Annotated in this window: 26 protein-coding genes; 17 read left to right on the top strand and 9 right to left on the bottom strand. The window is 50.7% G+C overall.

The window, feature by feature from the left end:
• Nucleotides 1-32 precede the first annotated feature (32 nt).
• Together K4H28_RS16075 and K4H28_RS16070 are read left to right on the top strand one after the other, a co-directional pair.
• Nucleotides 33-1,511 (top strand): B12-binding domain-containing radical SAM protein, encoded by a 1,479-nt coding sequence (locus K4H28_RS16075; protein WP_221006140.1) that lies wholly within the window; start codon nucleotides 33-35, stop codon nucleotides 1,509-1,511.
• An 83-nt stretch (nucleotides 1,512-1,594) separates the two neighbouring features.
• Entirely contained in the window at nucleotides 1,595-2,698 is a 1,104-nt protein-coding gene (locus K4H28_RS16070; protein WP_221006139.1) for a site-2 protease family protein, read from the top strand.
• A 158-nt stretch (nucleotides 2,699-2,856) separates the two neighbouring features.
• Here K4H28_RS16070 and K4H28_RS16065 read toward each other — a convergent pair whose 3' ends face one another.
• From K4H28_RS16065 to K4H28_RS16050, 4 genes are all read right to left on the bottom strand, one after another.
• The gene (locus tag K4H28_RS16065) at nucleotides 2,857-4,167 is read right to left on the bottom strand and encodes an erythromycin esterase family protein (protein ID WP_221006138.1); all 1,311 of its coding nucleotides are present in this window, start codon (nucleotides 4,165-4,167) and stop codon (nucleotides 2,857-2,859) included.
• A 201-nt stretch (nucleotides 4,168-4,368) separates the two neighbouring features.
• The gene (locus tag K4H28_RS16060; RefSeq protein WP_221006137.1) at nucleotides 4,369-5,100 is read right to left on the bottom strand and encodes a peptidylprolyl isomerase; all 732 of its coding nucleotides are present in this window, start codon (nucleotides 5,098-5,100) and stop codon (nucleotides 4,369-4,371) included.
• Nucleotides 5,101-5,279: 179 nt separating this feature from the next.
• Complete coding sequence (locus tag K4H28_RS16055) at nucleotides 5,280-6,014, bottom strand: oxygen-binding di-iron domain-containing protein (protein WP_221006136.1); 735 nt, start codon at nucleotides 6,012-6,014, stop codon at nucleotides 5,280-5,282.
• A gap of 9 nt (nucleotides 6,015-6,023) precedes the next feature.
• A complete protein-coding gene (locus tag K4H28_RS16050; RefSeq protein ID WP_221006135.1) occupies nucleotides 6,024-6,611 on the bottom strand; it encodes a hypothetical protein in 588 nt (195 codons plus the stop codon).
• Nucleotides 6,612-6,763: 152 nt separating this feature from the next.
• Between K4H28_RS16050 and K4H28_RS16045 the strand changes: the two genes are divergently transcribed.
• From K4H28_RS16045 to K4H28_RS16035, 3 genes are all read left to right on the top strand, one after another.
• Complete coding sequence (locus K4H28_RS16045; RefSeq protein WP_221006134.1) at nucleotides 6,764-8,158, top strand: DUF2252 domain-containing protein; 1,395 nt, start codon at nucleotides 6,764-6,766, stop codon at nucleotides 8,156-8,158.
• Between the two features lie 44 nt (nucleotides 8,159-8,202).
• Nucleotides 8,203-9,072: a transporter substrate-binding domain-containing protein gene (locus tag K4H28_RS16040; protein WP_221006133.1), complete on the top strand. Its 870-nt coding sequence runs from the start codon at nucleotides 8,203-8,205 to the stop codon at nucleotides 9,070-9,072.
• Between the two features lie 203 nt (nucleotides 9,073-9,275).
• Nucleotides 9,276-10,145 (top strand): type 2 periplasmic-binding domain-containing protein, encoded by an 870-nt coding sequence (locus tag K4H28_RS16035; RefSeq protein ID WP_221006132.1) that lies wholly within the window; start codon nucleotides 9,276-9,278, stop codon nucleotides 10,143-10,145.
• 71 nt (nucleotides 10,146-10,216) lie between these two features.
• Here K4H28_RS16035 and K4H28_RS16030 read toward each other — a convergent pair whose 3' ends face one another.
• A complete protein-coding gene (locus tag K4H28_RS16030; RefSeq protein WP_221006131.1) occupies nucleotides 10,217-11,788 on the bottom strand; it encodes a mechanosensitive ion channel family protein in 1,572 nt (523 codons plus the stop codon).
• 361 nt (nucleotides 11,789-12,149) lie between these two features.
• Between K4H28_RS16030 and hemB the strand changes: the two genes are divergently transcribed.
• The 7 genes from hemB to K4H28_RS15995 all read left to right on the top strand — a co-directional run bounded on the left by hemB (nucleotide 12,150) and on the right by K4H28_RS15995 (nucleotide 17,231).
• Nucleotides 12,150-13,154, top strand: a complete 1,005-nt coding sequence (gene hemB, locus K4H28_RS16025; protein ID WP_221006130.1) for a porphobilinogen synthase — start codon at nucleotides 12,150-12,152, stop codon at nucleotides 13,152-13,154.
• 106 nt (nucleotides 13,155-13,260) lie between these two features.
• Nucleotides 13,261-14,205, top strand: coding sequence for an ankyrin repeat domain-containing protein (locus K4H28_RS16020; protein WP_221006129.1), 945 nt, complete (start codon nucleotides 13,261-13,263; stop codon nucleotides 14,203-14,205).
• Between the two features lie 63 nt (nucleotides 14,206-14,268).
• Complete coding sequence (locus tag K4H28_RS16015; protein WP_221006128.1) at nucleotides 14,269-14,724, top strand: EVE domain-containing protein; 456 nt, start codon at nucleotides 14,269-14,271, stop codon at nucleotides 14,722-14,724.
• A complete protein-coding gene (locus K4H28_RS16010; protein ID WP_221006127.1) occupies nucleotides 14,718-15,515 on the top strand; it encodes a sulfite exporter TauE/SafE family protein in 798 nt (265 codons plus the stop codon). The genes K4H28_RS16015 and K4H28_RS16010 overlap by 7 nt, the downstream gene beginning before the upstream one ends.
• Complete coding sequence (locus K4H28_RS16005) at nucleotides 15,512-15,910, top strand: hypothetical protein (protein ID WP_221006126.1); 399 nt, start codon at nucleotides 15,512-15,514, stop codon at nucleotides 15,908-15,910. The genes K4H28_RS16010 and K4H28_RS16005 overlap by 4 nt, the downstream gene beginning before the upstream one ends.
• Nucleotides 15,907-16,359 (top strand): PliI family lysozyme inhibitor of I-type lysozyme, encoded by a 453-nt coding sequence (locus tag K4H28_RS16000; protein WP_221006125.1) that lies wholly within the window; start codon nucleotides 15,907-15,909, stop codon nucleotides 16,357-16,359. Before K4H28_RS16005 ends, K4H28_RS16000 begins: the two co-directional genes overlap by 4 nt.
• Nucleotides 16,356-17,231 (top strand): DMT family transporter, encoded by an 876-nt coding sequence (locus K4H28_RS15995; RefSeq protein WP_221006124.1) that lies wholly within the window; start codon nucleotides 16,356-16,358, stop codon nucleotides 17,229-17,231. The genes K4H28_RS16000 and K4H28_RS15995 overlap by 4 nt, the downstream gene beginning before the upstream one ends.
• Nucleotides 17,232-17,259: 28 nt before the next feature.
• Here K4H28_RS15995 and K4H28_RS15990 read toward each other — a convergent pair whose 3' ends face one another.
• The 4 genes from K4H28_RS15990 to waaC form a co-directional block, all read right to left on the bottom strand.
• Nucleotides 17,260-17,916: a DsbA family protein gene (locus K4H28_RS15990; RefSeq protein ID WP_221006123.1), complete on the bottom strand. Its 657-nt coding sequence runs from the start codon at nucleotides 17,914-17,916 to the stop codon at nucleotides 17,260-17,262.
• Nucleotides 17,913-18,359 carry a disulfide bond formation protein B gene (locus K4H28_RS15985; RefSeq protein ID WP_221006122.1) on the bottom strand — a complete coding sequence of 149 codons (447 nt, stop codon included), beginning with the start codon at nucleotides 18,357-18,359 and terminating at the stop codon, nucleotides 17,913-17,915. Before K4H28_RS15985 ends, K4H28_RS15990 begins: the two co-directional genes overlap by 4 nt.
• An 82-nt stretch (nucleotides 18,360-18,441) precedes the next feature.
• Complete coding sequence (locus K4H28_RS15980) at nucleotides 18,442-19,728, bottom strand: 3-deoxy-D-manno-octulosonic acid transferase (RefSeq protein ID WP_221006121.1); 1,287 nt, start codon at nucleotides 19,726-19,728, stop codon at nucleotides 18,442-18,444.
• On the bottom strand, nucleotides 19,728-20,696 hold the full coding sequence (waaC, locus tag K4H28_RS15975; protein WP_221006120.1) for a lipopolysaccharide heptosyltransferase I: 969 nt from the start codon (nucleotides 20,694-20,696) through the stop codon (nucleotides 19,728-19,730). Before waaC ends, K4H28_RS15980 begins: the two co-directional genes overlap by 1 nt.
• A 160-nt stretch (nucleotides 20,697-20,856) precedes the next feature.
• On the opposite strand from waaC, the gene K4H28_RS15970 reads away from it, so the two are divergent.
• The 5 genes from K4H28_RS15970 (at nucleotide 20,857) to K4H28_RS15950 (ending at nucleotide 24,279) form a co-directional block, all read left to right on the top strand.
• Nucleotides 20,857-21,465: a GGDEF domain-containing protein gene (locus K4H28_RS15970; RefSeq protein WP_221006119.1), complete on the top strand. Its 609-nt coding sequence runs from the start codon at nucleotides 20,857-20,859 to the stop codon at nucleotides 21,463-21,465.
• Between the two features lie 103 nt (nucleotides 21,466-21,568).
• Nucleotides 21,569-22,612 (top strand): nicotinate-nucleotide--dimethylbenzimidazole phosphoribosyltransferase, encoded by a 1,044-nt coding sequence (cobT, locus tag K4H28_RS15965; protein WP_221006118.1) that lies wholly within the window; start codon nucleotides 21,569-21,571, stop codon nucleotides 22,610-22,612.
• Nucleotides 22,612-23,223: a histidine phosphatase family protein gene (locus K4H28_RS15960; RefSeq protein WP_221006117.1), complete on the top strand. Its 612-nt coding sequence runs from the start codon at nucleotides 22,612-22,614 to the stop codon at nucleotides 23,221-23,223. The genes cobT and K4H28_RS15960 overlap by 1 nt, the downstream gene beginning before the upstream one ends.
• Entirely contained in the window at nucleotides 23,220-23,975 is a 756-nt protein-coding gene (gene cobS, locus K4H28_RS15955; RefSeq protein ID WP_221006116.1) for an adenosylcobinamide-GDP ribazoletransferase, read from the top strand. Before K4H28_RS15960 ends, cobS begins: the two co-directional genes overlap by 4 nt.
• A gap of 37 nt (nucleotides 23,976-24,012) precedes the next feature.
• Nucleotides 24,013-24,279 (top strand): hypothetical protein, encoded by a 267-nt coding sequence (locus K4H28_RS15950; protein WP_221006115.1) that lies wholly within the window; start codon nucleotides 24,013-24,015, stop codon nucleotides 24,277-24,279.
• Nucleotides 24,280-24,287: the final 8 nt, after the last annotated feature.

Here is a 24,287-nt window from a genome sequence, read left to right as displayed (position 1 = left end):
AAATGGCGTTTTCGCTTTTGCTTGATACCGCCATGACCATCATCCTCTCTACTCTGAACGCCCGTTACACGCATGCCTCACTCGGGCTGCGCTATTTGCAGGCCAATATGGGCGGGCTGCAAGAGCAAACAGAAATCATGGAGTTTGTCATTGGCGGCAAGACGACTGAATTTGCCGAACGACTGCTGGCGAAAAACCCGACGATCATCGGCTTTGGCGTGTATATCTGGAATGTCGAAGAAACCGCGCGCCTCGTAGCATTGCTCAAACGCGTTGCACCGCACATCAAAATCATCCTCGGAGGGCCCGAAGTCTCCTACGAAACTGCGGAGCAAGCGATCGTCAAAGACGCTGATTTTGTTATCACCGGCTGGGGCGAAATCACGCTGCCCGATCTGTGCCGCCAAATCATCAACGGCCCGCAACCCTTAATGAAAATCCACGTTGGTGTGCAAGCCAAACTCGACGACTTGCAACTACCCTACTCGCTGTACACCGATGAAGATATCAAAAACCGTACGCTCTATGTTGAAGCGTCACGCGGCTGTCCGTTTAAGTGTGAATTCTGTTTGTCGGCGCTGGATAAAACTGCATGGCCGTTTGAGCTGGAGCGTTTTCTGGCCGAAATGGAAACGCTGTATCAGCGCGGTGCGCGGCTGTTTAAATTTGTCGATCGTACCTTCAATCTGAACATCAAAACCAGCTTGCGGATTATGCAATTCTTCCTCGATAAAATCGCGGCACATCCAGACGATCCGGTGTTCGCGCATTTTGAGGTCGTTCCCGATCATCTACCCGAGGCGCTCAAAGATGGGATTATGCAATTCCCGCCCGGCGCTTTGCAGTTTGAAATCGGCATTCAAAGCTTTAATCCCGAAGTACAAACGCTAGTTAGCCGCAAACAAAATAATGAAAAAGCCGCCGAGAACATCCGCTGGCTGGTCGAGCATTCCCACGCGCACATGCACGTTGATTTGATCGCGGGCCTGCCCGGCGAAACGGTGGAGAGTTTCGGCGTCGGCTTTGATCAACTGTACGCGCTCAAACCGCATGAAATTCAATTCGGCATTTTGAAACGCCTGCGCGGCACGCCCATCATTCGGCATACCGACGAATTTGCGATGAAGTACGACCCCTTCCCGCCGTACACGATTTTGGCGAACCGCGACATCGACTTCACCACGATGCAGCGCTTGGTGCGCTTTGCCCGCTACTGGGATTTGGTCGCAAACTCGGGGCGATTTGCCAATACTTTGCCAGTATTGCTCGGCGAAGCCCCCTTCGCCAACTTTATGGCCTTCGCCGATTGGCTCTATGCCAACACCGATGCCACCCACCGTATTGCGCTGGATCGTTTGGCGAAAATGGTCGCGCTGTGGCTACAAACACAGGGCATGAGTATCGAGGCGACGACAACCTTGCTGGAAAGTGATTACGCCGGTAAACAACCCAAAGTCACCGAGAAAAAAACCGTCGCCCCTGCACGCCAAGCCGTTCGTTTGGCCGCTTAAATAACACCTACTTCTAAGGTATATCAATGTAGCTATTTTATATAAATAGCTACATTGATATACCCAACATCAGAGTCAAAATCATGGAATTATTGAATATTGAATGCCTTGGCAAATCGCTTCGGCTAGAGAGCAGCCTCGCTGGCTGGCAACAACTGTTTTGGGATAATACCTTGGTCGCCGAACAAGCCGCTTCAGCCACGCGCGGCGAAGGTGCTGGTTCGCTGCAATTTGAACTACATAGCGCAACGCATTCTGCCGAGACACCAAGCAGCATACAGATTCGCCTCGAAACGCAGCTGCAGTGGCAACCATTTTCGCTGCAATATCGCTTATTGATTGACGGTGCCGAAGTCCAGCAAGGCCAACGCGATACGCATGACATCGAGCGCCAAACGCCAGTCATCGCGCCAATTGTGCCCAGCAAATTCAGCCTGCTCGGCATTGGCGCACTGGCGCTCAAGTTATTAAAAAGCGCCAAAATGATCAAAGTCGCACTGGCCGGTGCCAGCGTGGCGGCCTATTCGTGGCTGTTTTCCTTTCAGTTTGCCCTCGCGCTCTTGGCCTGTTTAGTGTTTCACGAATATGGCCATATTCGGGCGATGAAATATTTCGGCATGAAAACCAAGGGCATTTACTTGATTCCGTTTATGGGCGGCTTGGCGATGTCGGACGAGAAAATCAATACGCGCTGGCAAGACGTGGTGATTTCGATCATGGGGCCGACTTTTGGTCTGTTGCTGTCCATCGCGGCGCTGCTGGCGTATTGGCTAACGGGCAATGTGTTTTTTGCTGGCTTGGCGACGTTTAATGCACTGCTGAATTTATTCAATTTACTGCCGATTTTGCCGCTCGATGGTGGGCATATTCTCAAAAGCATCAGCTTTTCCATGCACAGCAAAGTCGGCCTGATCGCCTGCATCGTCGGCGCAGCCTTGGGCGTGTTCATCAGCTATACATTGGGCTTGGCTTTACTGGGCTTTTTGCTGCTGATTGGCAGCTTGGAAATTATCTTTGAATGGCGCAGTCGCCTGACAACCCACTTGCTCCCGCTCGACCGCTACGGCCAAATCGTCTCTGCCGCATGGTATCTACTCACCGTTGGCGCATTGATCGGCATCATGTGGTATTTCGCTGGCAAAGGCGATGAAATGCTGCGCTTGCCTTTGAAGATTTTGCAGAGTTAGATTGGGTGAAGCAATACATATCTTTTCGAGAACAAGGCATGAGTATTTATCCATAACCCTTAACTCTCATAGCCTAGAAAGTAATACCTAATTAACTTAGAAAATAGTAACAAAAAAGCCAGATCTCCCGATCTGGCTTTTTTTGATCTCAACACCGTTTAAGGTAAAGGCAAAATCGCGTGCGCGCCTTGTAATGCGGGCTCGGCTGCTGGGTAGAAAAAGAGACCTTGGTAGTCTTTCCCAAAAGTAGACGGCTGTTTGAGCTGAGCAAACTGCGCGAGTACGGTGGGATCGCTTGGGGCTTGAATAAAGCCTTGTTGTAGATTGGCTTGTTTTAATAGCGACTCGACCGTATTGGGCGCTAGCACAACATCTTGAACGCCTGTGTCCCAATACTTATTAGTTTGGCCGCCGAGTGCAGCGACTTTGACATTATAAACTTGCTCGCCCAAACGCTGTTTTAAATGCCAGCCCATGCTGTAAATCGGCTGTTTTGTGCTCGGTTCAACGCCACTGACTTGCGGCAAACCGTGCGACGAATTAGTCCAAACAATGACTTTTTTACCGGCAAAGGGTTGGTCTATCAGCCATTGAACATTGTCGGCCAGCGTTGGGTTGCGATAATCGTAATTCACATCATCGGTGTGCTGCTGGCGGCCTACACCCGCGGCGATGCTTTTCACTTGTTGGCACCACCAGCCCGCCGATTCACGCAAGACCGCCGCATTCGCAGGTGCAGTGTCTTGGCAGAGTTCGGTTTTCAGTTGCGCGGCGACGGCGTTAAATTGCGTTAAATCCATGCCTTGGCTATTAAGCTCAATGGCGCGCTGCGCGACTTGGCGGAAATCCGCCCAATTGGCTTGCGCGGGGATTTTTGAGCCTTTGTTTTGCAAATATTGCGTGAGTGCGGGCAACAGCTCTTTAATTGAAGTCGTACCTGCCAGCGGAATATCAAAACCCGCTAAAACCAGCGGACGCTCACTCTTACGCGCCTCATCCACATAAGCCAAGACTTTACGGCTGGCATCGGTTTGCGAATACATATAAAACACGCGGCCCGGTGCGAGTTCGACGACGCTCGCATTTTTATCGAGCGCGCTGCGCCATACACCTTCCACATCAAACATCGCGCTTTCAATCAGCAGTACGTCGAAATCTTTTTGCTGATGCAAAAATTGCACCAAGCGATTCATCAGCTCGTAGGCATTTTTATCGGCGTAGCTGTCTTCGTTCATTACGACCACGCGGGCATTACCAATCGCAGTGCCAAAGGCATTAAGGTCTTGTTGATCCACACTTTGCGCGGCATCCAGCGTGCTGATTGGCTGGGCGGCTTGGCTCAACCATTGCTGCAAACTGGCAGTCACATCGGCGCTGGCCGTTTGATCCACTGCTGCAGGTGCGGTCTTCTTTTCACCACAACCCAGTAAACCCACGCCAAGCAGGCCTAAAATAAATAGATGACGCATTGCTGTTCCTTTGGGTTGTGTTTTAAATAACAATTGATTCAATAGCCAAGCAGGAAGCACCAAACTCGTTTGCGCTTCATACTTTGTATATCACTCTGTATATCAATGAATAGCAGGCTCGTCCTTGATTTCAAATAAAAAAGCCAGATTCAGCATCTGGCTTTTTTAATATGGCCGAAATGTTCGGCCTGACTTTTAGGCTTAAGCCATTGCAGGCAAAGAATAACCTTCGATTTTGGCACTAGTCACTAGATTACCAAGGTAGTCATGCATTGCTTTGCGGCCAGCCATGTCGGTCAAGAAAGCTTGCAGGCGATCTTTCACTTCTTCAAAGCTCACTGTTTCACCATGGCTGCGATCAGTCACTTGAATGATGTGGTATCCGAATTGGGTTTCAACCAAGGTTGGTACAATCACACCGGCGTCAGTTGAGAAAATTGCAGCTTCAAATTCTGGCACCATTTGACCACGACCAAATTGACCCAAGCTGCCGCCTTGCGCGCTCGATGGGCAAGTTGAATGCTCTTTGGCCAAATCAGCAAATTTGTTTGGGTTCGCAATCACATCAGCCAACACGCCTTCTGCTTTGGCTTTGGCCAAGCTGCCTGCCAAACCTTCGCCCAATGGGAACAAGATGTGGTTTGCTGAGGCCATTTCGCCTTTGGTAAAGCTTTCTGGATTGCTGTTGTAAAACTCAAGGCAAGCCGCTTCGTCCGCTTCGACCACAGGGATGGCAGCTTCAAGCAATGCGCCGATGATTTCTTCTGTTGTTGGTGCAGTCACGTTTTGTTTTTTAGCTTGCTGCAATAGCAATTCACGCAAAATCAATTCTTGGATTGCTGCATCACGTGGGCTTTCTGCCTCGGCGTGTTGTGCCAATTCGCTTTCAATTTGTGCTTCGTTGATTTCAACGCCGTTTACGATAATCGCCATGATGTACATCCTAATTAGTCATGAAAAACCCAGCCTTTAAGCTGGGTTAGAAAATATTGTGCCAGTAGCTTACCCGTATTATTTATGGGTGAATAGGCCGATTATCAAGTCCTGCAGTTAAAGGCAAAAATTCCCCAGCGGCTTCATAGCGTCTCGCAGTGGAAATTTTGTATCGAGACTCAATCCAAGCCCACTTTCAGCGCGTCAAACCAATCAATAAAGCGCTTCACATCCTCACCGCGATAAATTGCGCCGTGTTGCGGGCAAAGCAATTCAATATCAAGCTGACGAACCCGATCAATCCAAACTTTCTTTGCCGTATTGCTACCCATCCAGCGGCGGTGAAAACCCTCGGCGAAGCGAATATGCCGGTCGAAATCTTCGACGTAGAGCGACGAATCAGCGTCGGGCAGCAGGGCTGCGCCAATATCGCCGCTGAACAATAATTTACAGGCGGGATCATACAAATGAAAATTACCCGAAGAATGCAAATAGTGTGCGGGAACAATGGTTAACGGCGCATTGCCAATCATCAGCGTGCCGCCTTCATCGGGAATGCCCACAATGGTATTGTCTTCACCACCAAAATGCGGAATAAAACCGCCCCACAAGCCCGATACATGGCATTTTATTTGCGGATTAAAATCGTGCCATAACCCAAGCGATGAAATCACATCGGGGTCTTGGTGCGAGGAGAAAATCCGCTGCACAGTGCGTGGATCGATCACTTCTGACAGCGCAGCAAAAACCGCTGGAAAAACTTCCGATCCGCCAGGATCACACAGCAAGCTATCGGCGCCGGTGGTCACCACATATTCATTGGTATCTATCAAATGGTTTGGCCGCGCCGGATCGCGTGATACGGCAAACCAGCGATGCTCGGCGGCACTGGCAATCAGAAGTGCTTTTTTCATAATGGATTCTCAGACTAGTTTTTTGGTGATGCGACTTAGGGCATCAAGGCGTGGCAAAACTGCGGTAATTTTCTGTGCAAATTCTTCGGACAATTCGGCCAATACGGCGCGCAAATCACCGCTATATGCCGATTCAATGCGTGCCGAACGCGCCAGCACCAAACCAAAAGTACAGGTGCGATAAGCGTCTTCTAGACATTCGGCAAAATGGGCTCCGCCGTTAAACGAAACCATTCGTGAGCGAGTTTTTTCCATCGCAGGGTTTAGCATTTGAGCGACGTGATCGGAAAAAGCGGCTGCATCGGTCAATCGAGCAAGGCGACGTTCGGCCTGCAAACGCGCCGTTGCCATCGCCAACAACTCTTGTGTCAACAAGCCAAGTCGCTGCATTTCTCCTTGTAGCTCTAAACTGAGCAACCGTAATTCACCGGAAATCACCCCAAATCCCCGCGCGCGCTCGCCCGCTTTTTTCGCCAATAAAATGGCATTTAAGCCCATTAGATTGATCTCAAAGCAGCTCACTACAACGACTTTCACTTCTTCATGAATCAGCACCGATTGCTGTAAAGCGTCTACGCCGCTCTTTTCATTTTTCATCAGGCGCTCCGCAAAAAATATTCAGCTTCTTTATAGTTAGCAGACGGTGATATGCCCAAAAAATAACTACACTACATCCTGAAAATGCAGCAACTACTTAGAGGTAGTTTTGAGCCTGATTCCGCAGCACTCAGCCATAGCAAGGAAACGCCATGAATACGCCATTACAAGAACGCCAACAACGTGGCCGTGCGCTGCGCGATCAGTGCGCACGTAAAGACCATGCAAAACAAGCTCAGCACCAGCGCGACCCGGTTGATTTGCTCGAACAATCGTCACAAGGCCGCATGCCGAGCTTGGTGCCGCTCCGTTATGGCCGCATGCTGGCCTCGCCCTTTGCGTTTTATCGCGGTACGGCGTTGCTGCAAGCGCATGACTTATCCACCACACCGATCACCGGCTTGCGGCAGCAAATTTGCGGTGACTGCCATTTAATGAATTTCGGTGGCTTTGCCTCACCCGAACGCACGCTGTTGTTTGGTATCAATGATTTTGACGAAACGCATCCAGGGCCATGGGAATGGGATATCAAGCGACTGGCTGCTAGCTTTATGGTCGCAGCGCGGCACTTAAACCACGGCGACAACATAGGCAAAGAAGCTGCGTATCGCGTTGCAGCCAGCTACCAAAAACATATGCAGCGCTATACAACGATGAACGAGTTAGATATCTGGTATGAAAAAATCAGCTTTGAAACCTTGCTCGCCCGTGCCGAATCTGATGCGGCACGGCAGCGAATTGAAAAAGGGATAGAAAAAGCCGCCGGCCGAAGTCATAAAGGATTGCTGCCTAAACTGGCCGAAAAAACACCCGATGGCTGGCGCATCAAAGACAGCCTGCCCTCGGTGTTTCATGTACAAGATCATCAAATGCTGCTCGGGGCTGACGATGCCGATTGGCAGCAGCACCTTGATAAAATGGTCAAAGACTATCAAGCAACGATGGTGGCTGACCGCAAGATTCTACTCAATCGCTACCAATACCAAGACCTTGCCTACAAAGTGGTTGGCGTCGGCAGTGTGGGCACGCGCTGCTTGATCATGCTACTCACCGATGTGCACGATCATCCTTTATTTTTGCAGCTGAAAGAAGCGCGCCCCTCGGTACTCGCGCAATACGCAGGCAGCGCCACGCCCTATCAACATCAAGGCCGCCGTGTTGTCGAGGGGCAACGCTTGATGCAAGTCGCTAGTGATATATTCCTTGGTTGGGCGACAGGGCCAGCGGGCCGGCATTTTTATTTCCGCCAATTACGCGATATGAAGCTCACACCCGAAGTTGAAATGTATAGCAGCGAGATTTTGCTCGAATACGCTGAGTTGTGTGGCTGGGTTTTAGCCCGTGCCCACGCCAAAGCAGGCGGCTTCTCGCCAGAGATTTCTGCTTATTTGGGGAAAGGCGATTCGTTTGCCAACGCAATTGCCCGCTACAGCATGCTGTATGCCGACCAAGTCGAATCGGACTTCATCGCGTTCAGCAATGCATGCCGTTCAGGCCGATTGCAAGCACAAACCGAAGCTGACTTTGCGCAGGATTTACGGGTGTAAATCAATTTAAAATCTTGCTCACGCTTTATATCAAAGGAAGCATTATGAAATCGCTGCAATGTATTTTGAGCATGGTGCTCATCATTGTGCTTAGCATCGCTCAGGCGTCCGAGCTCGTCGTTAGAATGCGCCCCAAGCAAGCCGCATCGGACAGTAGTCATGATTATTTTATTGGCTTGGCTCAACTGGCTCTCAACAAGACCGAAGCTGAGTTCGGCGCGGCACGAATCGAGCTGACAACCGTGCAAATGAATCAATCTAGAGCACTGGTTGAATTGGCCGAAGGTAATTTTATTGATCTTGATTGGGCCGGCACTGATTCCAGCCGAGAAAATGATCTTTTGCCGATTCGTATCCCGCTTGAAGGTGGCTTGCTTGGCTTTCGCATTCCCGTGATTCGCAAGGAAAGCTTAGCCAAATTTGAAAAAATCAACTCCGTACAAGAGCTCAGTCAATTCACTGCGATTCAAGGCATCAATTGGCCCGATACCGCGATTTTAGAAGCGGCTGGGCTCAAGGTAGAAAAACCCACGCAATTTGCTTTTATGTACCCCATGCTCAAAAACAAACGCGCGGATTATTTTCCACGTGGGCTGAACGAAGTCTATTCAGAAGTCGAGTCGCTCAAAGACAATTCGCTGATTGCTTATGATAAATTGATCTTGGTTTATCGATTGCCGATGTATTTTTTTACTAGCAAAAGTAATCCGCAACTCGCACAACGGATTGAAAAAGGACTGCGACTTGCAATTAAAGATGGTTCATTTCTGAGATATATGCAAAACAGCCCCATCATGAGCAAGGTATTTCCGCTATCAAAATATCAAAATGCACGGAAAATTTACCTCAACAATCCCACTCTTCCTGCAGAAACCCCACTCAATGATGCTGCGCTCTGGTTGAACCTCAATTAGAAAGCTCCCATTCACAGTAGACGTTTCATGAGTGGCTTGATCACAATTTTAATAGGTCCACTGAAAAGCAGGCTTAGCAAATAAGCAATCGAGCTAACGATTGAATTTGATGTGTAAGAAAAGCGACACTACGTCAAGTAAGGCAACGCTGAATATGATGTCTAGGTAATATCCATCATTATTTGCTTATTTTTGATTTGCCTATGAAACGTTATTTCAAATTGCCTAGCCCTACGCGTTGGTGCGCTTGTGCACTGCTTGTCTTTGCTGGGCTAGCCAATGCCGCCGACGTCAATCTAGCAGTGCCAAAAGATGTGCTAACTGATTACCAAAAACTGGTCGGCACACGGAACGTGCTTGACATCACCGATTACAGTGGCGAAGGCGCTCGTCGTGACACCGTAGAGGTTATTCTATTTCAACAAGCCCTACGCCTAGGCGGCATGAAAGACCCGATTCGATTTGTTCCTATTGATAACTATGTTCGCAACATTACAGAAGTAGAGCTTGGTCGTGTGACTGCGATGGGTACCTCGGCATGGGCGGCAGATCTAAAAGACAGCAAAGCCAACTTATCTGTCCCTACACTTCGAGAGGGTGAATATGTAGTTGGCTTTTACACCACAGAAAACAATCAAAAAGCCCTTCAGGCCAATCTAGAACAATTAAAACAACTCACGGTCATCACCAATAAAGCTTGGCAGAACGATATCCTCACCTTAGAGAAACTGGGAATCACCAAAATAGAAAGTGCCCCCACTTTTGTTCAAATCGTCAAAATGCTCAATGCAGGGCGTGGCGACTTTATTATGACTTCATTCAAACCCAATCCAGATTTATCGTTTGAAATTGAAGGCATCAAACTTGTTCCAATTCGTAATATGAAAGTGGCGATGCCGGGCAGCCGACATTTTTTGGTAAGTGACAATGAACAAGGCCAACAAGTATTGGCAGCATTAAATACAGGGCTCAACCAACTTCGCAAAGAAGGTCGCATTCGGCGCGCCTACACTGATGCCGGCTTTTTTACGAAGAAAATCGAAAATTGGCCATTACTCAATCAGCCTAAATGACCGATATTTGATTGAACATGACAGCGCAAAAAAAGCCCCGATCTCACTTGAGTCGGGGCTTTCTGATGTAATTAATTTTTCTTGGCGGGAGCCGGATACCATTTATCCACCGGCACCAACTTATCAGAAGCAGGATCAGCAATATAATTGGGCGACATAATCTGCACGCCATAGGTATTAAAGACATCCTGCACTTTGCCGTGTAGGTCATTCAATATTTCCAGTCGGCGGCGCGGCTCATCGAGCGCCACGCGCAAATGATATTCTACATACCAATCTGAAAGTGCCGTCTGAAATACGCGTGGTGCTGGATCGCGACGCACGCCCGCAGTACCTCGAGCCGCCTCAAGCAACATCGCCTCCACTTGCCGCCATGCCACATCGTAGCCAATCGTGATCACTACTTGTGAAATCACCCCGCCACCCGCCGCAAGCCGCGAGAAATTAATGACGTTTTGCCCAACGAGGACTGAATTGGGGATACTCACTTCTTCGCGTAAATTGGTATGAATTTTGGTCGCAAACAAACCAATATGTGAAACCGTACCTTCTGTACCGCCGATTTGCACGTATTCACCCTGCTTGAGCGACTTGGCGTAAATCAAAATCAAACCACTGGCAAATTGGCCGACCACACTGGATGCACCCAGCGAAATCATTAGGCCGACCATCACCGATAAGCCTTTAAATGCATCGGTATTCGCGCCCGGCAAATACGGGTAAATCATTGCAATCGCTAGCAACCAAACCAAGAACGACAAAATGCGTCGCGTGGTGCTAGCGGTGTCGCGGTCAAACATGCCTAAATTCAGTTCACCGCGCTCAATACGGCTGAACATAAAATTCATGAATCGCGAAATATAGCGCGCACAAATCAAGATAAAGACGACCACCAGCAATCCAGGAATCGCATTCAATACGCCCAAACCTGCGACCGCCAAAAAGTCTAAAATGGCGTTATTGAGATTTTCGCTCCAAGCTCGAGTGAAGGGAAATTGGTAAAAAACAAAGCTCACCCACGTATAGACTAAGGACAACAACAATAGTCCCAAAACAAAGTTCACCAACCAATGCAAACAACGGTTCAAAATCGAAATTTTGACGCCCACTGTGCGTTTGGTCATTTTTGCAATGGGCACTGTGAGGTAGCGATGCCCCAAACTCAGCAGCACACGCCGAGCCCGATTGAGCACCCAAAAGCTCGCTAAAAAGATCGCAGTCGCCAAAACGGTGTACAGCACAGCGATTAAAAGCTGTTGTGGATTACGACGTTCGCGGCGCTCTTCAATCACTTGATTTAACTGGGCGGTGGCGGTCTCTACCATGCTGTCCATTGTCTCTCCCACCAATTCATTCACATCACCCGGCTGAATCGTGAACGCCACCTGCCCATCCAACATGATCGCCATACCCTGACCCGGCGAAGGCACTGGCATTGCTGTGACCTTGCCGTGCGTCGACTCAAGAATTCGCTCCAAACGTAACTGAGCGGCATCAACTCGATCCTTACTGGAATAGCTCAACAGCCCAACCCGAAACGTGGTTAAGGTGCGATTGCCAACGACTAAAGGATAAACTTCATTCGCTATAGCCTGCATTTCAGCGGGCATCGCGGCGCTAGCCGAATTCGTTTTTGGCTGCACCTCCTTCGCCCCTACCGAGCTAACAAGACAGCAAAAGGCGAATAGAACATAAAACAAGTTTTTCATTTTATCGACTCAAGTCAAAAATAGCCGGTTGCGGCAAAATAATCCAAGGGTATAACACCGTACCTCTTATTTATTAAGAACTACATCAATATACATACAATATCTACTATAGCTTATTCAATACAAAGCATTATTACCAGCAAGCCAATACTTCAACTGAACTGCATAGCTGATACAAAATCGCACTTCGATGCCAAGCAATAGGTAACGATCTCAATGCAGCATGCATTATTCACCACAGTATAATCGTGCTGAGTCGGATAAAATCACGCAACACACAATTTTGGAGTTACGCATGCATAGCAATCGCCCCTTCCCTCATACCCGTTTGCGCCGCATGCGCCGCGATGATTTTTCGCGCCGTTTAATGCGCGAAAATACACTCAGCGCGAATGACTTTATCCTGCCGGTATTCGTGCTCGATGGTAAAAATCGTGAAGAAGCTATTAGCTCAATGCCGGGCGTGACGCGGCAAAGCCTTGATAAACTGTATTACACCGCCGAACAAGCCGTGCAACTGGGTATTCCAGCCTTGGCATTGTTCCCAGTCATTGAACCTGCACTCAAATCGCTCGACGCCGCGGAAGCGTGGAATCGCCGTGGCCTCGTACCTCGCGCGCTCGAAGAACTCAAACGCCGGTTTCCAGAGCTGGGGCTGATTACCGATATCGCGCTCGACCCGTACACGGTGCACGGCCAAGACGGCATTATTGATGAAAATGGCTATGTGCTAAACGACGAAACCGTCGCGGCACTCATGAAACAAGCGCTGTGCCACGCGGCGGCGGGTGCGGATATGGTGGCGCCTAGCGACATGATGGATGGCCGGATTGGCGCGATTCGCGCGGCGCTCGACCGTGAAGACCATATTCACACCCGAATTTTGGCGTACTCCGCCAAGTATGCTTCGGCGTTCTATGGCCCGTTCCGCGATGCGGTTGGCTCGTCGGGCAATCTGGGCAAAGGCAATAAATACACTTACCAAATGGACCCCGCCAACAGCGATGAAGCACTACACGAAGTTGCGCTCGATTTGGCTGAAGGTGCGGATATGGTGATGGTCAAACCGGGCATGCCGTATTTAGATATCGTTCGCCGCGTCAAAGACGAATTCAAAGTGCCGACCTTTGTGTATCAAGTATCGGGTGAATACGCGATGCTCAAAGCAGCGAGCCAAAATGGTTGGCTAAACGAAGAAGCCGTTGTTTTAGAAAGTCTTTTGGCATTTAAGCGCGCGGGGGCGGATGCTATTTTGACTTACTACGCACTCGATGCCGCACGCTGGTTGGCCGCAAAATAGCGTCAAGGTAGTTTTACACAACAACACTGGTATTGCTTCGGCGCGCGACATGCGTGCCGAATGTTCAAATGACATCGTCCTAATTCATTTTATGGAGGGCTTTGTCATGCTCAACGTCCAATTCCTCATCAATCACCTCAAAGAAAGTTTGAGCCCTGCGCTTTATCCAAGCCAGCTCGAAGCGCGCTACCCAAAAGTACTCGCGCGCATCATGTTGAGCTGGGAAAAAGGCGATCTGGATGCTTGCTTTAATGATTTGTTGATTCAAGATGATCAACAACAAGATGGCTTTCCACCCGACGTTGCGACCGAGCTCTTTCGCCTACAAATCGTACTCGACAGCCTCAAACCTCAAGCCGAAGATGTTTGGGGCCATATTCGTAGCGACAAAATCGATCCAGCGGATATCCAAACCCTTAATCATCACGGTCATAAAGTAAACTCAGAGGGTCTAAATCGTGCGATTGAGCAACGCCAGTTTGGGCTCTTGCCGGTGTTTGTTCGCGCAGGCCTATCCATCGAACAAAAAGACGAAGCGGGCTGGACGCCAATCATGCACGCGTGCTTTGCGGGTAAATTAGACGTGGTCATTCAGCTCATTAAATTGGGCGCGAACTTAGGTGTCAAAGACCAACACGGATATTCACTACTGCACTGGGCCGCGCTCAATGGCAATCCTGATCTGGTTGCACTATTAATTGGGCACGAACTCAATCCAGTGCAAGCCAGCAACAAAGGGATTACACCACTGATGCAAGCTGCGGCCGGTGGGCATATTTTGGCGATGCAGTATATCGTGGCGCAAGGTGGTAGCGTGGCGATTAATGCGCGTAGCTATGAAGGCTGGACAGCCTTGCATAAAGCGACCGCCAACAAGCAAGTAGCGGCGGCTTTGTGGTTGGCTGAGCGCGGTGCGAATCCGCACCAGCAAAACCAGCAAGGCGAATCAGCGTGCTCGCTCGCATTAAAACTGAACCAGCCTCGACTGTATGAATTACTGAGCGAATCTGCTGATCGCCAAACTAATACCATTGAATGGCAACTGGCGTGATTCGCTTGCGAAGTCCGTAAATTACACTTGCTAGGCGACCAAGGCTGGTTTACGGTAGCGACTATGAACTATTGGCTAATGAAATCTGAACCCGCCGACGTCAGTATTGATGACCTTGCCCACCGCAATACCGTGGGCTGGTATGGCGTGCGAAACTATCAAGCGCGTAACTTTATGCGCGATACCCAGCAAGTCGGCGATGGGGTGCTGTTTTATCACTCATCCTGTGAGCAGGTCGGCATTGCCGGTATCGCTCGCGTCGCCAGTGCGCCCTATCCCGACCCCACTCAGTTTGACCCGACCTCCAAGTATTTCGATCCGAAATCAACACCAGAAAAACCGCGTTGGCAACAAGTCGACGTTGAGTTTGTTCGTAAAACGCCGCTTTTATCGATAACCCAACTGCGCCAATATCCGCCGTTGGCGGAGATGGTCGTGCTGCAAAAAGGCTCGCGCCTATCGATCACACCAGTCACGCAGCAAGAATGGGACTTTATTCAAGAGTTGCTTGCATGCTAGAAGCCACCCTTGCTTGCCTCGCCGTTGGCTTGGTCGCTGGATTCTTAGCGGGTCTACTCGGCGTTGGTGGCGGTTTGGTGATTGTGCCCGCGCTGCTGTGGGTGTTTCACTTGATCGGCGTGATTCCCGAACAGCAGCAACATTTGGCGATTGGCACATCACTAGCGACGATTATCTTCACGGGTGCGGCGAGTGTGCGAGCGCATCATCAAAAAGGCGCGGTGCGCTGGGATGTGGTGCGCCAGATTACACCGGGGATTGTGCTGGGCACCTTTATCGGTGCGCAGATTGCCGGATTCATTTCTACGTTTTATTTGCTGTGTATTTTTATTGTCTTTGCCTACGTCGTCGCCACGCAAATGCTGCTAGACCTAAAACCTAAACCGACCCGACAACTGCCCGCTGCGCTGGGTATGAATGTCGTTGGTGGCATCATCGGCTTGCTGTCGAGCTGGGTGGGCATTGGCGGCGGTTCGCTATCGGTACCGTTTATGAGTAGTTGCAACGTCCCCGTTAAAACAGCGATTGGTACTTCATCCGCAGTTGGCATTCCGATTGCGATTGCCGGTGCAGTAGGATTTGTCGTCAGTGGCTGGTCTGTACCCGCGTTACCGCAAGGCAGTTTGGGTTATGTATATTTACCCGCCTTATTGGGCATCGTGCTGGCGAGTTTCCCAATGGCCAAAGTAGGCGCAGCCGCTGCGCATCGATTGCCCGTTCCGGCACTCAAAAAATGCTTTGCTGCGCTATTGATTATTTTGGCGAGTAAAATGCTATGGAGCCTGCTGTGAAATACATCGCAGCGCTCATTCTAATCAGTAGCGCTTGGGTACAGGCCAGCCCGCCGCCGGCAGAATGTGTGGCTGCGAGTAAAGCACTGGATACATGGATTCAACAGCAACACGGCCAAATTCGCCTTAGCGACTTAGAAACAAGCCCTTTTGCTGATGATGTACGGATGGCTTGCGATGGCACGCCACAAGCCTATCAAAAAAGCTTGGCGCAAATCATGCAACCTTGGCAACCAACGCCCTCGACCAGCGACAATTTTACACTCAGTGAAACCGCGCAAGCGATGCTAGGGATGGCATTTATCATCGGGCTGGGCGCTGTTTCTGGCGGTGCGCTGGTGGTGCTGTATCAAGGCGCTGCGGGTATCGCGATTTTAGCGGATGATTCTCAATGAACTTAAAATTATTCATCCACAGTATATTTACCCTAGCCTTATCTACGAATGGCTACGCAGAGATACCTCGATTTGTGAAGCAAATCCAACTCCCCGACAATCGCAGCACGATTCAAGTTGCCGAGGGCGACAACGAACCGCGCAGCATTGGTAGCTACGCGATTCGTCTGTATGGCGGCTCAAATCCTGATTTTCCATTGGATGATTTTATTACTGGGCAAATCCATCCCCGCGATGGCGCGGTTGAGCGACTGATCAATACCGATTTGAATGGCGATGGCGTCGGTGAGGTGGTTGTCGTGATGCGCTCGGCGGGCAGCGGCGGATATCTCAGTGCTGATGTGTTCAGCTGGCAAAATAAAACCCTGAGGCGCATTCAATCGATTAGCGATTTAGGCCCCAAAGACGACCCAGTGGCTGAACTCAAACAGCTCGCTAGGAAAAAATGAATCCACATATTTCATCGGCTTATTTAACGCTAATTCTGGTCTGGTCGACCACCGCACTGGGCATTAAATGGGCAGTGATGGGGCTGCCATTTAGTTTAGCCTTACTCGGTCGCTTTGGACTTGCTGCCCTGTTGGCCTTGAGTGTATTAGCGTGGCGGCGACAATCGCTCCCATTGCAGCGCAGTGATTTGCGTGTTTATGCCATTGCGGGCTGTGCCAGCGCGCTCTCGATGCTCGGTACATTTTGGGCGGCACAGTACATCAGCTCAGGCATGGTCGCCGTTGTTTATGGGCTAATTCCGCTGGCCACGGCGATGTTTTCGCGCTGGATTTTAAAAACGCCCTTGCAAGGGCTCGAATACTTGGCGATTGCAGTGGGATTTTCGGGTTTGGTCGTGATCTTCGGTCAAAAGCTCAGCCTCACGCCCGAGGGTTTTTATGGCCTTGGCGCGCTGCTCTTAAGTGCCATCGTGCAGTCTGGCGCGGCGGTTTTACTCAAAGTACACGCACAAGGCCAATCTCCCGTTGCGGTAAATGCCGGTGCCTTAACCGTGGGAACCTGTATTTGCGCGGCCATTTGGCTGCTGGCTGGTGCGCCGATGGTCGAGGACTTGCCGCTACGCTCAGCGGCGGCTGTGGTCTATCTAGCCAGCTTGGGTTCGGTCTTGGCGTTTAGTCTGTATTACTGGCTGATTCGTGAATGCCGACCAATTAGCGTCGCGCTGATTTCACTGATTACGCCAGTGACGTCACTCTGGTTGGGTAATGTGCTGAATCACGAAGCATTTCATCGTGATGAATTGATTGGTACCGGATTGATTTTGTTCGGCTTACTGATTTACGGGCTGGCAATTCATCGCAAGAAACCATAACAGCCTCTTGCGATGATGGATGCGGCAATCAGTTCGGATAGGCTTGTTTTAATTCACTCTGAATCAACTGCTCTAATTCCTCATAGCCAAATTTGATTAATGGCTTACCGTTCACAAAAAACGACGGCGTTTTACTGATTTGTAGCGCTTGCGCATCCGCACGATCTTGCTCAATCACCGCCAGTACTTTCGGGTCATTCATATCTTGCTGCATCTGCTCAAAATTTAGGCCTAAATTACCCAAATATTTCCAAACCGTTTCCGGTGCTGGCGCATGATGGCTAGCCCATTGGTCTTGCGTTGCTAACAAAGCCTCCAATGCTGGCCAGTATTTATCTTGCGCTCGGGCCGCCTCTAAAACTTGCGCCACATAGTCCGAACCTTCATGGAAATTGGCGTAACGGACCGTCAATTTGATTTTGCCTTGCTGACTATTAATGATGTTTTTTACATAGGGGTAAAACGCTCGGCAAGCTTCACAGGCGGGATCCATAAATTCGACGATATGCACTTTGGCGTCATTCGCCCCATACGTTACCGATGAAAATCGAGTCAAAGCTGCGCTATTCTCCACCGCCACTTGTTGCGAACTGGCCACGCTTTGCTGTTTGTAAATCACCGCACCAATCGCAAACAGAGCCAACATGGCCACAACACTCGTCACCACAATCAGTGAACGTTTCATTTTTTATTTCCTTTCGCAATCGTTAAAAGCAAGCCAATCATCAGCGAGAACGCCACGACCGACATCAATGGGATAGTGATAAAGCCAATCAGTTCCAAATCAATTTTCGCGCAAGATACTTCTGCCGTGCAGGGCTGCATGGATTCAGGAATAACACCGCTATAAATCAGTAAATGGAAAAAGGCGAATAGCCAGCCAATGATGGCCAAAGGTAAAGCGTAACGGGTACAACGCGGATCAAACGGGAATAAGGCCACACTAAAAACCACCAGCAAAGGATACATCGCAATCCGCTGATACCAGCAGAGCACGCAAGGCGGAATCTGCATCACTTCACTAAAAAAAAGGCTACCCAAAGTGCCGCTCGCTGCAATTAGCCAGCACGCAAAGAGTAAATACCAACCATAGGTATTTTCGTTTGAAATCTCATTATTTTTAGGCAAAACAGCCCCTTCGCCACTGCAGTATGATTAAAAATCATCGCATCGGGAAATTGACCTCAACCTGGAATCCTTAGTTATTTCTCTAAGGAGAGAGATACGCGGCAAGATGACGCATCAACTGCGCGGTTGCTCCCCGATGCGCTTGGGCAAATTGGACGCCAGAGCGGCCCATAGGTTCCCGCAGAGCGGGTTCTGCCAGCAGTTTTGGGATTTTTACCATTACATCTGACAACGTTGCCCCCTGCCAAGCGGCCCCTTCTGTCAACGCGGCCTCTGCGGCAGCGGCAAAATTATAGGTGTGCGGCCCAAGCAGCACGGGGCAACCCACGGCACACGCCTCGATGAAGTTCTGACAACCAAACGGCAATAAAGAACCGCCCATCACCGTAAGATCAGCGGCCGCAAACCAAGCCAGCATTTCACCCATGCTGTCGCCCAAGAGTACATCCGCATCAACGAGGGTCTCGCCTTGCCATTGACTACGGCGCAGCAGACTCAAACCCTGCGCCTCAATCAAGCTCGCCACTAGGTCAAAACGCTGCGGGTGACGCGGCACAATAATCAGCAAGGGAGCAAACTGCGGAAATAGGGCCCGCCACTGCGTAAGAAATTCAGCCTCTTCCCCATCACGACTCGATGCCAATAACACCACGCTGCGCTCGGCAAATTGCGAGCGCCAGTGGCGACCCAGAGCTACGTTGCTGGCATCGATTTGATTATCAAACTTCACTGAGCCCATCACCTGCACATTCGCGGCACCAAGTTGAGTCAAACGCGCTGCATCAGCAGGCGCCTGCGCTAAAACCTGCGCCCACCGAGCCATCGCGGGGGCAATTAAAGCACGGGCTTTTTGGTATCCCAGAAAAGACTTTTCCGAGAGGCGAGCATTTGCCAGCACCAGCGGAATATCAGCATCAGCACACGCATGAATGAGATTCGGCCAGATTTCGGTCTCCATCACCACACCGCACAGCGGTTGAAAAGTACATAAAAAACGGCGAATCGCGGATGGATAATCGTAGGGTAAATAGACAATGGTGGCGAAAGCACCAAATAATTCCTGCGCAGTTTCGCGCCCTGTGGGTGTCATGCAGGTCAACACGAAAGAACACTGCGGATACTGCTGGCGCAATGCGGCAATTACAGGGGCACTGGCGCGCACTTCACCGACTGATACCGCATGCAACCAAACTGGTCTTGACTGGGTATTAAGCTGCAGCAATTCATCCGTATTTCCTCGTGAGTAATACCCCAGCCTTTCAGCCCATTGATTTCGATATGCCGGCTGTTTTTTACTTCGCTTGAGCAAATACAGCCAAATCAACGGAAACACCAGCCACAGCACCAGCCGATAGACCCAGCGTGCCATCACGGCAAACGCCCCGACACAAGCGCATCCCAGACTTGATCAACGCTTGGCGGTTTGCCATTGCCGCCCAAATTCAATGCAAACGTAGCCGAACGCACGCCGGTGAGTTCGGGCTCGGAAGCACAAAAAATCGCCACCACCGGCACGGCAACCGCCGCCGCTAAATGCGCCAAACCGGTATCGACACCCACAACGATGCGACTACCGGCCAGCATCACGGCCGCATCGGTTAGGCTCAATTTCGGCGGAACAATTGCTGAAGTCGCCGACGGAAATGCCGCCGCCAAACGCTGCGCACGCTGCAACTCGGCATCACTGCCCCAAGGAAATACGGGCCGCACCCCCTCGGCAATACAACGCTGCGCCAGCTCAATCCAATGCGACTCAGGCCATTCTTTATCGGCACGGCTCGTTGCCGTTAACAGCACCACATAAGGCGCATCGCCCAGCCAAGACAAATTCTGCAAGGGCACTTTCAAACCATAATCCATCTCACCGCGCAGCGAATAGCCATTGGCAGCGGCGGTCAGACGACGGTTGCGCTCAATCGCATGGAGGCTTTTGGCAATCGGATATCTGCGATGATAGGCAAAACTCGCCAAAGGCTCGCGGCAAGAATTGCGATCAAAACCCGCCACAGGGCCACAGGTCATCCGTGCCACGGCAGCGCTTTTGAGTAGACCTTGTGCATCTAAAATCAAATCATAACGACAAGCACGCAGCTCGGTTTTAAACTTCGCCCATTCTGCACGGGTCGACGCCGCCAACGGAGCCTTTCGCCAACGGCGCAACGCCACCGGAATGACGCGCCGAATCGCAGGATGCAGTCGCGGTAATTCGGCAAATCCTTCTTCAACGACCCAATCAATCACCGCATCAGGAAACGCACGAACTAAGTCCGTAATCGCTGGCATTTGATGAATCACATCGCCCATCGAAGAGAGGCGAACAATCAATATTTTTTGCATTTACGTATTCTATCAGGGACACCTTTCATAACAAAGCAGGGCTAGGTTCTATTGACGTTTGGTTTGCCAGCCAAGAAACCAAACGTCAATAGAACCTAGCCCTTGGCAGAAAACAGTCTAATATCAATAAAACATCAAATAGATCTGAGGCTTACAGTCAATGACGTTACTCATTACCCTATGCATTGGATTGGCCATTGGCTTGCTTCTACAGACCATCAGAGTCAAACATTTGCGCCACCAATTATCTGAAGAACAACTCCATGACCCACTAACGGGGCTTTATCAACGCCCGCATTTATTTGCCCTCTCCGAGCGAGAGGTCAATCGCGCCCAGCGCAGCCAGCACAAAATGGCGGTACTGATTGCTGATATGGATCATTGCGCGGATATTAATGCCAAATATGGTCTGCATGCTGGCGATTTAGCACTGAAACGATTAGCTGAATGCGCGCTCAGCTCGGTGCGTGATTTTGATTTGGTCGGCCGGTATTCCGGTGAAGAAGTTGCACTGGTTTTACCCGATACCGATTACAAAGGTGCGATGGTGGTCGCGGAACGTTTACGTAAACTCATCAAAAAACTACCCATTCAGTTAGAAAACCAAGATGAATTTTATATCTCAATCACCATTGGTTTAGCCGCGCTCAGCACTGAAACCGAGACGCTCGAAGACATCCTCGTCGCCGCCGATACCGCACTGCAATCCGCAAAACAATTTGGCATTGATCGGATTGAAGTCTTTCCTGCCTCACTGCCTACCCTCTAAACTCCGATCACATCAGCCAAATGACTACAAGGTGAGTAACTTGCCACTTGCCCGCGCCTGCGGGAGCCGTTAGAGTCGAGCGATTCTGAACGGGAAGCTCATCATGAAAGCCATCAACACCGAAACCCAGCAAGCCGCGCAAGAGCGCCAAAGCCAGCTGACCAAACCCATGGGCAGCTTGGGTCGTCTTGAAGACCTCGCTATTTGGTTTTCCGGACGAACAGGTAATGACACCCCCAAGCGCCTGCAAGCCGCGATTTGCGTATTTGCCGCCGACCATGGCGTTGCTGCCGAGGGCGTGTCGGCATTTCCTGCCGAAGTCACCGCGCAGATGGTCGTCAACTTCATCAATGGTGGCGCAGCAATTAGTGTGTTGGCACGTGAAAACAATATGTCATTGAGTATTGTTGATGTTGGTGTCAAAAGTGACTACCCCACACCCAATACCTCACACGGCAAGTTATTTCGCAGCCCCGTTTGCGCCGGCACGGCGAACCTGCGCATTACCGCCGCCATGACCGAAGCGCAAATGAACAAAGCTTGGCAAATCGGCGCTGGCAGTGCCATGCATGCGGTTGAAAACAACAAAAATCTAATTATTGGCGGCGAAATGGGCATCGCCAATACCACGGCCGCCGCAGCGCTAATTTGTGCACTGACAGGCGCTTCGCCTGAAGACATCGTTGGCCTTGGCACTGGCATTCAAGCTGGGGCTCATGCCCATAAAATTCAAGTCGTTAAAGATGCACTCATTCGTGCTAAATCAGCTGGCGCAGTGACTGCGTTCGATTGGCTACGTGAAGTGGGTGGGCTTGAAATTGCCGCCTTGGCGGGTTTTTACACGGCGGCCGCTGAAGCAGGCGTTCCGGTCTTACTCGATGGGTTTATCACGACTGCCGCCGCCTTGGTAGCAGTAAAAGCCAATCCTGCGGTCGGTGAATGGCTGCTAGCCAGTCATGTATCGCAAGAACAGGGCCATCGCAGCGCCCTAGCCGCCCTCAATTTGACCCCAATCTTGGATTTAGGTCTGCGCCTTGGCGAAGCCAGTGGCGCGGCGATTGCATTCCCAATCATTCAATCGGCACTCACTTTGCATCGTGAAATGGCCACGTTTGCCGAAGCGGGTGTCGCAGCGGGTGCGATGTAATGGCATTTCGGCTCACTTTAATCCGCCATGGCGTAGCTGAGGGTGCTAGCGAGGCGATCTTTGGCCAGAGCAATCCGCCACTATCAGCACTCGGCCGTGAGCAGCTTGATACTCGCTGGGCTGCATTATCGGCGCACCCTGTCGATGCCATTGCCAGCTCTACGTTGGCGCGTTGCGCCGATTTTGCACTCGATGCAGCGATGTCGCTGGGCTTGCCCCTGCATTTAGAGCGTGGCTTCAATGAAATGAGTTTAGGCAGTATTGACGGCAAAGCCAAAGCAGAATGGAGCATAGCGGAACATACTGCATGGGATTTGTGGCAACAAGATCCAGACCAACATCCATTGCCAGAAGGTGAAAGCTGGGCTGCATTTTCGAGTCGCATCCATACCGCCCTGAATGCTTGGTTTGCCAGTGGTGATGCAGAACACCGCGTTTTAATTGCCCATCAAGGGACGATCAAAGCGATTTTACTCGCGGCTTTAGGTTTACCTGCCGCACGGCACAGCCAGTTTTGGCTCGCGCCAGCGGGTTGCGTGACGCTGTGGTGGGATGAAAATTGGCCACCGATGTTACTCGACATCAGCAACACACTGCCCGACATGCCATGAGCCGCTTTTTCGACTGGCGCGAGCCGATTCTAGCGGTGCAGTTTCTAAGCCGAATCCCCACCCCACAAATCCATGATTTCGAGCCCGCACTGCTGGCCAAATCAGTCGGCTGGTTTCCTGCGGTGGGGATGCTCATTGGCGCGCTCTTATTCGGCATTGCCTATACCAGTTCGCAACTCGATCCGTGGCTCGCCGCCATCCTTGGACTTGCATTCTGGACTTGGGTCACTGGCGGCCTGCATTTGGATGGTTTGGCCGACATGAGTGATGGACTCGGCGCAGCGCATCGCGATCCGGCACGATTTTTGGCAGTGTTGAAAGACCCGCATTTGGGCAGCTTTGGTGTGCTGTCGCTCATCATACAATGCCTGCTTAAACTCGTTCTATTAATGCTTTTAGTACGGCAGCAACAATTGGCGGCGCTGCTATTGATTCCAGCATGGGCGCGTAGCGGTGTGTTTATTTGGCAAACATTGCCCGCTTTAGCACCGGGTATGGCCGAACAATTTGCGTGGAAAAAAAATAGCACGCTTGCGGTGTTTTGGGGGCTGGTATTGCTGGCGGCATCTGCTTGGTTTAGCCCTGCGCTTTTAGCCGCACCAATGGTCCTAATTGCCTATCGGCAATGGCTCAAAGCTAAGTTGGGTGGCGTCACTGGCGACTGCTTGGGCGCAGGCATTGAAGTCAGTGAAAGCGCAATGCTGCTCATTGCAGTGCTCGGCACAGGTATAATCGGCGCAATTCATTCGTAGTCGGCGCCATGCTGACCGTCAGTCACAAGGAAATTTTATGAAAATCGTTCGCGCCATTGAAGTTTGGGAAAAAGACATGGAAGGCGGCTTTATCGGCCACCTACCGCTGAGCGAAACGGTGTCGGTTGAATTTTTGTACAGCCTCTTCGCCGCCGAACAAGACAAGCCCGATCCAGAAATGAAATTGTCTTACATGCTCGATCTTGATCGCATCGCCCTATTGCAGCCTTTTGTAGCCGACATCATGGACGCAACGCAACACGATTTTATTCTCACCGCCTACGGCCTGCCCGATTACGAATAACGGGTATT

The sequence above is a fragment of the Deefgea tanakiae genome, assembly GCF_019665765.1.
Lineage (GTDB): Bacteria > Pseudomonadota > Gammaproteobacteria > Burkholderiales > Chitinibacteraceae > Deefgea > Deefgea tanakiae.
Note: the sequence above shows the minus strand (reverse complement) of the source record. Positions and strands in the feature narration are given on the sequence as shown.

What these genes read in the sequence shown, in the direction of transcription:
- K4H28_RS15980 (WP_221006121.1), bottom strand. Translation starts at nt 19,728, where the DNA reads ATGGCACGCTGGGTCTATCGGCTGGTGCTGTGGCTGGTGTTTCCGTTG.
- K4H28_RS15960 (WP_221006117.1), top strand. Translation starts at nt 22,612, where the DNA reads ATGGCATTTCGGCTCACTTTAATCCGCCATGGCGTAGCTGAGGGTGCT.
- K4H28_RS15950 (WP_221006115.1), top strand. Translation starts at nt 24,013, where the DNA reads ATGAAAATCGTTCGCGCCATTGAAGTTTGGGAAAAAGACATGGAAGGC.
- K4H28_RS16045 (WP_221006134.1), top strand. Translation starts at nt 6,764, where the DNA reads ATGAATACGCCATTACAAGAACGCCAACAACGTGGCCGTGCGCTGCGC.
- K4H28_RS16060 (WP_221006137.1), bottom strand. Translation starts at nt 5,100, where the DNA reads ATGGCGATTATCGTAAACGGCGTTGAAATCAACGAAGCACAAATTGAA.
- K4H28_RS15995 (WP_221006124.1), top strand. Translation starts at nt 16,356, where the DNA reads ATGAATCCACATATTTCATCGGCTTATTTAACGCTAATTCTGGTCTGG.
- K4H28_RS16040 (WP_221006133.1), top strand. Translation starts at nt 8,203, where the DNA reads ATGAAATCGCTGCAATGTATTTTGAGCATGGTGCTCATCATTGTGCTT.
- K4H28_RS16000 (WP_221006125.1), top strand. Translation starts at nt 15,907, where the DNA reads ATGAACTTAAAATTATTCATCCACAGTATATTTACCCTAGCCTTATCT.
- K4H28_RS16010 (WP_221006127.1), top strand. Translation starts at nt 14,718, where the DNA reads ATGCTAGAAGCCACCCTTGCTTGCCTCGCCGTTGGCTTGGTCGCTGGA.
- K4H28_RS16050 (WP_221006135.1), bottom strand. Translation starts at nt 6,611, where the DNA reads ATGAAAAATGAAAAGAGCGGCGTAGACGCTTTACAGCAATCGGTGCTG.
- K4H28_RS16070 (WP_221006139.1), top strand. Translation starts at nt 1,595, where the DNA reads ATGGAATTATTGAATATTGAATGCCTTGGCAAATCGCTTCGGCTAGAG.
- K4H28_RS15970 (WP_221006119.1), top strand. Translation starts at nt 20,857, where the DNA reads ATGACGTTACTCATTACCCTATGCATTGGATTGGCCATTGGCTTGCTT.
- K4H28_RS15990 (WP_221006123.1), bottom strand. Translation starts at nt 17,916, where the DNA reads ATGAAACGTTCACTGATTGTGGTGACGAGTGTTGTGGCCATGTTGGCT.
- waaC (WP_221006120.1), bottom strand. Translation starts at nt 20,696, where the DNA reads ATGCAAAAAATATTGATTGTTCGCCTCTCTTCGATGGGCGATGTGATT.
- K4H28_RS16035 (WP_221006132.1), top strand. Translation starts at nt 9,276, where the DNA reads ATGAAACGTTATTTCAAATTGCCTAGCCCTACGCGTTGGTGCGCTTGT.
- K4H28_RS16020 (WP_221006129.1), top strand. Translation starts at nt 13,261, where the DNA reads ATGCTCAACGTCCAATTCCTCATCAATCACCTCAAAGAAAGTTTGAGC.
- K4H28_RS16015 (WP_221006128.1), top strand. Translation starts at nt 14,269, where the DNA reads ATGAACTATTGGCTAATGAAATCTGAACCCGCCGACGTCAGTATTGAT.
- K4H28_RS16055 (WP_221006136.1), bottom strand. Translation starts at nt 6,014, where the DNA reads ATGAAAAAAGCACTTCTGATTGCCAGTGCCGCCGAGCATCGCTGGTTT.
- K4H28_RS16065 (WP_221006138.1), bottom strand. Translation starts at nt 4,167, where the DNA reads ATGCGTCATCTATTTATTTTAGGCCTGCTTGGCGTGGGTTTACTGGGT.
- K4H28_RS16075 (WP_221006140.1), top strand. Translation starts at nt 33, where the DNA reads ATGACCATCATCCTCTCTACTCTGAACGCCCGTTACACGCATGCCTCA.
- hemB (WP_221006130.1), top strand. Translation starts at nt 12,150, where the DNA reads ATGCATAGCAATCGCCCCTTCCCTCATACCCGTTTGCGCCGCATGCGC.
- cobS (WP_221006116.1), top strand. Translation starts at nt 23,220, where the DNA reads ATGAGCCGCTTTTTCGACTGGCGCGAGCCGATTCTAGCGGTGCAGTTT.
- cobT (WP_221006118.1), top strand. Translation starts at nt 21,569, where the DNA reads ATGAAAGCCATCAACACCGAAACCCAGCAAGCCGCGCAAGAGCGCCAA.